General features: G+C 65.4%; 1 protein-coding gene. It reads left to right on the forward strand.

The genetic code is table 11. From position 1 onward, the window contains the following. Positions 1-165 precede the first annotated feature (165 nt). Positions 166-749, forward strand: a 584-nt coding sequence (locus AC07O0_RS30295; protein WP_494628557.1) for an alpha/beta hydrolase, incomplete at its 3' end; no start/stop codon positions are given.

Genomic DNA, 749 nt, shown 5'->3' on the forward strand with positions numbered 1-749 from the left:
GAAAAATGATATCGCGATAAAGAAATCGCTTTACAAGCCCTGAGGCACTCTGTATGAGAATGATTATTGCGATAATGATTGTCGCGAACAGATCAACCGAAGGAGCCCGCCATGACCAAGTCCATCCTCGCCGCCGCTGCCCTCGCCCTCTCCGCCACCGTCTCGATGACCTCCGCCCAGGCTGCCCCCGCCGTCAAGAACGTCGTCCTCGTCCATGGCGGCTTCGTCGACGGTTCCGGCTGGCAGGGCGTCTACAATGCCCTGAAGGCCAAGGGCTACAACGTCACCATCGTCCAGAACCCGACCACCTCGCTCGCCGACGACGTCGCCTTCACGAAGCGGGCAATCGCCCAGCAGGACGGCCCGGTCGTGCTCGTCGGCCATTCCTATGGCGGCGTCGTGGTCAGCGAGGCCGGCATCGATCCCAAGGTGAAGTCGGTCGTCTATATCGCCGCCTTCGCGGCGGATGCCGGTGAATCCGTGATGTCGCTGATCGCCAACCCGCCGGCCGGCGCGCCCGTCCCGCCGATCCTGCCGCCGGTCGACGGCTTCCTTGCCCTCGACAAGGCCAAGTTCGCCGCCTCCTTCGCCGCCGATGTCGATGCGAAGACCGCCGCCTTCATGGCCGACTCGCAGGTGCCGTGGAACGTCGCGGCCGCCGGCGGCGCCGTCACCAGCCCGGCCTGGAACGTCAAGCCCAGCTACTATCTCGTCGCCACCGACGACCGCATGATCCCGCCCCCGGCCCA

The sequence above is a fragment of the Allobosea sp. GW821-FHT10B12 genome (assembly GCF_059415545.1).